Genomic DNA, 6,194 nt, shown 5'->3' with positions numbered 1-6,194 from the left:
GTAGGTACGTCCACACTCTGCACCCAGCAGCGCCTTTTCGGACCCACTCAGTTAATTTCGCCCGACGTGTCACACCCGCCCCCCCCCCCCCCCCGCACCGCTCACCCCGCGCCCCTCATCCACACCCCGCGGCCCATGCCCCTCCCGCACCTCTTACAACGCGTCAGGCCCCCGCTCCCCCGTCCGCACCCGCACAGCCGTGTCGACCGGCACGCTCCACACCTTGCCGTCCCCGATCTTGCCGGTCCTGGCCGCCTTCACCACGACCTCCACGAGCTGCTCGGCGTCGTCGTCCTCGACGAGAACCTCGATACGAATCTTCGGCACGAGGTCCACCGTGTACTCGGCACCCCGGTAGACCTCGGTGTGTCCGCGCTGCCGTCCGTAGCCGCTGGCCTCGGTGACGGTCAGCCCCTGGACACCGAAGGCCTGCAGCGCTTCCTTGATCTCGTCGAGCCGGTGCGGCTTGACGACCGCGGTGATGAGCTTCATACGTCCACCTTCTTGTTCCTCTGACCTTGAGCCTGCGCCGGCGCCTGACCACCAGCACCCACACCAGCGCCCGCACCCACACCAGCGCCCGCACCCACACCCGCACCCGCACCGGGCGCCGGAACCCCCGTACGCGAAGCCGTACCGCCGCCCGCCCCGCTGAAGTCGTACGCGGTCTCGGCGTGTTCCACCTGGTCGATGCCCGTGACCTCGTCGTCATCGGCGACCCGCATCCCGATCGTCCTGTCGATGAGGAGGGCGAGGACCGCGGAGGCGACGAGGGAGTACGCGAGCACGGCGCCGACACCCGCGAGCTGCTTCCACAACTGGTCCAGGCCGCCGCCGTAGAAGAGGCCCTGCGCCTTGGACTGCCCGCCGCCGGTGGCGAAGAAGCCGACGAGGACCGAACCGGCGATCCCGCCGACCAGGTGGACGCCGACGACGTCGAGGGAGTCGTCGTACCCGAACCGGAACTTGAGTCCGACGGCCATGGCGCACAGCAGCCCGGCGACGGCCCCGATGGCGATGGCGCCGAGCGGTGAGCAGGAACCGCCGGACGGGGTGATGGCGACGAGGCCGGCGACGGCGCCCGACGCGGCGCCCAGCGTGGTGAACGCGCCGTGCCGGAGCTTCTCGTAGACGAGCCAGGCGAGCATCGCGGCGGCGGTGGCGACCTGCGTGTTGACGAACATGAGCGCGCCGACGCCGTCGTCGTTGCCGAGCCACGATCCGGCGTTGAAGCCGAACCAGCCGAACCAGAGCAGGGCCGCGCCGAGCATCACCAGGGGCAGCGAGTGGGGCCGCATCGGGTCCTTCTTGAAGCCGACCCGCTTGCCGATGACGAGGATGACGCCGAGCGCCGCGGCACCGGCGTTGATGTGCACGGCCGTGCCGCCCGCGAAGTCGATGACCCCCAGCTCGAAGGCCCAGCCGCCGGCGCCCCAGACCCAGTGCGCGACGGGGAAGTACACGACGGTGGCCCACAGGGCGACGAACAGCGCCCAGGACGTGAACTTCACGCGGTCCGCGAGGGCGCCGCTGATCAGCGCGGGGGTGATGACGGCGAACATCAGCTGGAAGACGGCGAAGACGTAGACGGGGATGGTGTAGCCGTCCCAGAGCTGGTTGATGCCGAGCCCACTGAGGCCTACGTAGTCGCCTTCCCAGCCCAGCAGGCTGCCGTGGTCGGTGCCGAACGCGACGGAGAAGCCGTACAGCACCCAGAGGATGGTGACGATGCCCAGGCTGATGAAGCTCATCATCAGCATGTTCAGCGTGCTCTTGACGCGGACCATGCCTCCGTAGAAGAAGGCGAGTCCCGGCGTCATGAGCATCACCAGGGCGGAGCAGATGAGCATGAACCCGGTGTTGGCGGCAGACAGCTCCGGGGCGTCTGCGGCGATCGTGATGCCTGGGGGCATCGGCGTCTCCTCGTCTTCGTATGCGGCCCGCGCGGGCGGACCTGTGCGGTGCCGAGGAGCCCCGTTCGATGAGTGCCGGGGCCGTGGGCCGGTTATGCGCCAGAGATTGGCCCAGCGCGGTTTCCACGGAGGCGCCTCGGTGTTTCGCGGCAGTGACGAAGACGCGGTGCGTGTTACACGGCCATGAACTGCCGGGTCACGCGGGGTGCGCTCGCACACCCCTCGCACGGCATGAGAACCGGCCGCGGCGGCCATCCGGCTGACCTGGCATGGGGGAGCCGAGTCGGGCTGTTAGGGATGGTCCCGCCGCGGCCGGGGCCGGGGGGTACCGGGCTTCAGACCGCCTCCGCGGTCTCCGGCATCTCGATGGCGAGCCGCTCGGTGAGCTGGACGACTTCGGCGACGTCCCCGAAGTCCCGGACGGCCGTGTCGACGGTCTTGCGCAGACGCGTGTTGACCCGCTCGGAGCGGACCTTCTTGGCGATGTCGAGGGCACGCCCGGCGAGGACCGTGCTCTGCTCGGGCTCGCGCTGGAGCAGGTGGACGGTGGCCTTGCCGATGAGGTTCAGCGCATACGAACGCTGGTGCTCGGTGTCCCTCTCGAAGAGCTCCACGGCGCGGTCCATGACGGGCTCGGCGAGCGAGGCGTAGGCGGGGCTGCGGCCCGCTACGTACGCCAGGTCGCGGTACGAGTGGGCGTTCTCGCCGTTCAGCTCGGCCTCGGAGAAGAAGCGGATCCAGTCCGGCTCGGGGCCGCCGAAGTCCTCGGCGTCGGCGAAGGTGTCCTCGGCCATCCGCACGGCCCGCTTGCACTTGCCCGGCTGGCCCATACTGGCGTACGCCCTGGCCTCCATCGCATACAGCATGGCCTGGGTGCGCGGGCTGGCGCAGTCGCGGCTGCCGTACTGCGCGAGGTGGATCAGTTCGAGTGCGTCGTCGGGCCGGCCGAGGTGGATCATCTGGCGGCTCATGCTGGAGAGGATGTACGACCCGAGGGGCTTCTCGCCCGCCTCCTTGGCGGCGTGCAGGGCGAGGACGAAGTACTTCTGGGCGGTGGGCTGCAGGCCCACGTCGTAGCTCATCCAGCCCGCCAGCTCCGCCAGTTCGCCCGCGACCTTGAAGAGGCGCCGGGAGGTGGCCTCGGGCTGGGGCTCCTGCAGCAGGTCCGTCACCTCGTGCAGCTGCCCGACGACGGCCTTGCGCCGGAGCCCTCCCCCGCACTGGGCGTCCCACTGCCGGAACATCACCGTCGTGGATTCCAGGAGGTCGAGCTCCGGCTTGGACAGCCGGGAGGGGCGGCGCTGCGCGGCGGCGGTCTCGGGCTCGCGCGGCGCGGCGGCGGACGGTGAGGGCACCAGCCAGCGCTGCATGGGCTCGATGAGGGCGGGGCCCGCGGAGAGCGCGAGCGAGGTGCCGAGGAAGCCGCGGCGGGCGAGCATCAGGTCGCTGCGTGAGAACTCGCTCATGAGCGCGACCGTCTGCGGCCCGGTCCAGGGCAGGTCGACGCCGGAGGAGGCGGGGGTGCGGTGCGCGGCGCGCAGGCCCAGGTCCTCGACGGCGACGACGCAGCCGAACCGCTCGGAGAACAGCTCGGAAAGGATGCGGGGGATCGGCTCGCGCGGATTCTCGCCGTCCAGCCAGCGGCGCACCCGTGAGGTGTCCGTGGAAATGTGGTGGGCACCCAACTGCCGCGCCCTGCGGTTCACCTGGCGGGCGAGCTCGCCTTTCGACCAGCCGCTGCGCACGAACCAGGACGTGAGCATCTCGTTGGGGCGCTTCTCGGCGCTCACGCCACCTCCGTCGTTGCCGCCCACTGGAACGCCCCCATCCCTCAAGCCACTTGTGCGTTGTCCACGCCAAGCCCTAACAGAATGCCGCGCCTTGCGCCGGTCCGTCCGGAGAATGTCACCCGTCGAACAGGAAACCGACTTGCCTCCGGCATACCCACGAGTGCTCGAACTCACAGGGCCATGCACCGAAAGTAATCCTACGATCACCCGTCCGGCGAGGGCGATCGCGGAAACGCCACCATTCGCCACCCCTTCGAATGAACTCCCGGGCCGCCACAAGCGATTCACTTGACACAGGGCAAACGAAAGCGGGCGGAGCGGAGTGCACCGGGGCGTGTGGGACCGGGCGCACTCCCCGTGAATTCATCGGGCGCCCGTCGCGACAGCAGAGGGTAACGATCCGATTCCGTCACGTAACCGCGACACGCTGGACCCGTTGGAGGGGGCATGGGCTTCACGATCGGCGGCATCCGGGGAACCGACAGGCCCCGCACCGGATCACGGCGGCGCGGCCGCACGTCGGACCGCACCACGGTGGCGGAGTACACCGGCCTCTGGGGCTGGGACGCGGTGCCCGGCGCCCGGGCCGTGGACGGCGTCTGCTCGTGCGGAACCGCCGGCTGTGCCACCCCCGGCGCCCACCCGCTGGCCTTCGCCCCCGAGGTCCCGGCCGGGGCCACACTCGACGAAGTGACCGAGGCCTGGGCGGAGTTCCCCGGCGCCGCCGTGCTGCTGCCGGTCGGGCGCGCCTTCGACGTGCTGGAGGTGGCGGAGGCCGCGGGGCGGCGCGCCCTGGTCCGGCTGGAGCGGATGGGCCTTCCACTGGGTCCTGTGGCGGTCACGCCCGAGGGCCGGGCGCAGTTCTTCGTCGCCCCCGGCGCCGCGAGTGAACTCCCCCGGCTGCTGTACCGCATGGGCTGGGACGGCGCCGCCCTGGACCTGCACGGTCTGGGCCTCGGCACCCACATCACCGCGCCTCCGTCCGACCGCGGCGGCCTGGGCCCGGTCCGCTGGCTCCGCTCCCCCGCGCTCGACACGGCGACGAACCCGCCCCAGGCACGGCTCCTGCTCGGCACCCTGGCGTACGTGGCGCACCGGTCTCCCTAGGGACGGCCCCGCCCGGATACGGAAGGGCCCCTCGCACCTGCACCGTGCGAGGGGCCCTTCTCTTCACGCGTGTGACACGTCCGCGTACGACGGACCGCGGACCTCAGTCCCCGATGAGCGCGTCCACGAACGCCTCGGGCTCGAACGGGGCCAGGTCGTCCGCGCCCTCGCCGAGGCCCACCAGCTTGACCGGCACGCCCAGTTCACGCTGGACGGCGACGACGATGCCACCCTTGGCGGTGCCGTCCAGCTTGGTGAGGACGATGCCCGTGATGTTGACGACCTCTGCGAAGACGCGCGCCTGCACCAGGCCGTTCTGGCCGGTCGTGGCGTCGAGGACGAGCAGCACCTCGTCGAGCGGGGCGTGCTTCTCGACGACGCGCTTGACCTTGCCGAGCTCGTCCATGAGGCCCGTCTTGGTGTGCAGCCGGCCCGCGGTGTCGATGAGGACGACGTCCGCGCCGTCCGCGATGCCCTCCTTGACCGCGTCGAAGGCGATCGACGCCGGGTCGCCGCCCTCCGGGCCACGGACCGTACGGGCACCGACGCGCTCGCCCCAGGTCTGGAGCTGGTCGGCGGCCGCGGCGCGGAAGGTGTCGGCGGCGCCGAGCACGACCGAGCGGCCGTCGGCGACGAGGACGCGCGCGAGCTTGCCCGTGGTGGTGGTCTTGCCGGTGCCGTTTACCCCGACGACCATCACGATGCCCGGCGTCTCCAGGCCGGACTCGGTCTTCACGGTGCGGTCGAGGTCGGCGCCGACGAGCGTGAGGAGCTCCTCACGCAGCAGTGTGCGCAGCTCGTCCGGCGTGCGGGTGCCGAGCACGCGTACGCGCTCGCGCAGCCGCTCCACGAGCTCCTGGGTGGGCGCGACACCGACGTCCGCGGTGAGCAGCGTGTCCTCGATCTCCTCCCAGGTGTCCTCGTCGAGGTGCTCGCGGGACAGCAGCGTGAGCAGTCCCTTGCCGAGCGCGTTCTGCGAGCGGGAGAGCCGGGCGCGCAGCCGCACCATGCGTCCCGCGGCGGGCTCGGGGGTCTCGATCTCCGGCGCGGCCGGCTCTTCGGCGACCGGCTCCTCGACGACGACCGGGGCCGTGGCCGACGGCTCGGCGAGCGGGAGTTCCACCTCCTCGATCGTGCGGCGCGGTTCGTCGCGCGGCGTCTCGGCCTCGTCGCCGACCTTCGGTTCGGCGGGAGGGGCGGTGATGGTGGGCGTGCTGGACGGGGCCTGCGGGGGCAGCTGCTTCTTCTTGCGGCTGCCGATCACGAGCCCGCCGAGCGCGCCGATCACGACCACGGCGATGACTACAGCAAGGATGACGATTTCCATAACTCGTCCAGTATCGGCCATGCCACCAGGAGAGGCCCAGATTGGAGTTTCCTCCAA

The 6,194-nt window shown here is 71.1% G+C and carries 5 protein-coding genes; 1 reads left to right on the top strand and 4 read right to left on the bottom strand.

The window, feature by feature from the left end; genetic code table 11:
- Positions 1-153: 153 nt before the first annotated feature.
- The 3 genes from ACFVYR_RS10280 to ACFVYR_RS10270 form a co-directional block, all read right to left on the bottom strand.
- On the bottom strand, positions 154-492 hold the full coding sequence (locus tag ACFVYR_RS10280; RefSeq protein WP_058847462.1) for a P-II family nitrogen regulator: 339 nt from the start codon (positions 490-492) through the stop codon (positions 154-156).
- Complete coding sequence (locus ACFVYR_RS10275; protein ID WP_384250003.1) at positions 489-1,913, bottom strand: ammonium transporter; 1,425 nt, start codon at positions 1,911-1,913, stop codon at positions 489-491. The genes ACFVYR_RS10280 and ACFVYR_RS10275 overlap by 4 nt, the downstream gene beginning before the upstream one ends.
- Before the next feature lie 335 nt (positions 1,914-2,248).
- Positions 2,249-3,727, bottom strand: a complete 1,479-nt coding sequence (locus ACFVYR_RS10270) for a hypothetical protein (protein ID WP_384250001.1) — start codon at positions 3,725-3,727, stop codon at positions 2,249-2,251.
- A 423-nt stretch (positions 3,728-4,150) separates the two neighbouring features.
- On the opposite strand from ACFVYR_RS10270, the gene ACFVYR_RS10265 reads away from it, so the two are divergent.
- Positions 4,151-4,810: a bifunctional DNA primase/polymerase gene (locus ACFVYR_RS10265; RefSeq protein ID WP_384249998.1), complete on the top strand. Its 660-nt coding sequence runs from the start codon at positions 4,151-4,153 to the stop codon at positions 4,808-4,810.
- A 103-nt stretch (positions 4,811-4,913) separates the two neighbouring features.
- Here ACFVYR_RS10265 and ftsY read toward each other — a convergent pair whose 3' ends face one another.
- Complete coding sequence (ftsY, locus tag ACFVYR_RS10260; protein ID WP_384249996.1) at positions 4,914-6,137, bottom strand: signal recognition particle-docking protein FtsY; 1,224 nt, start codon at positions 6,135-6,137, stop codon at positions 4,914-4,916.
- Positions 6,138-6,194: the final 57 nt, after the last annotated feature.

Source organism: Streptomyces sp. NPDC058284 (genome assembly GCF_042881135.1).
Taxonomy (GTDB): domain Bacteria; phylum Actinomycetota; class Actinomycetes; order Streptomycetales; family Streptomycetaceae; genus Streptomyces.
This window is presented reverse-complemented; position numbering and strand designations above follow the sequence as displayed.

What these genes read in the sequence shown, in the direction of transcription:
- ACFVYR_RS10280 (WP_058847462.1), bottom strand. Translation starts at nt 492, where the DNA reads ATGAAGCTCATCACCGCGGTCGTCAAGCCGCACCGGCTCGACGAGATC.
- ACFVYR_RS10275 (WP_384250003.1), bottom strand. Translation starts at nt 1,913, where the DNA reads ATGCCCCCAGGCATCACGATCGCCGCAGACGCCCCGGAGCTGTCTGCC.
- ACFVYR_RS10265 (WP_384249998.1), top strand. Translation starts at nt 4,151, where the DNA reads ATGGGCTTCACGATCGGCGGCATCCGGGGAACCGACAGGCCCCGCACC.
- ftsY (WP_384249996.1), bottom strand. Translation starts at nt 6,137, where the DNA reads ATGGAAATCGTCATCCTTGCTGTAGTCATCGCCGTGGTCGTGATCGGC.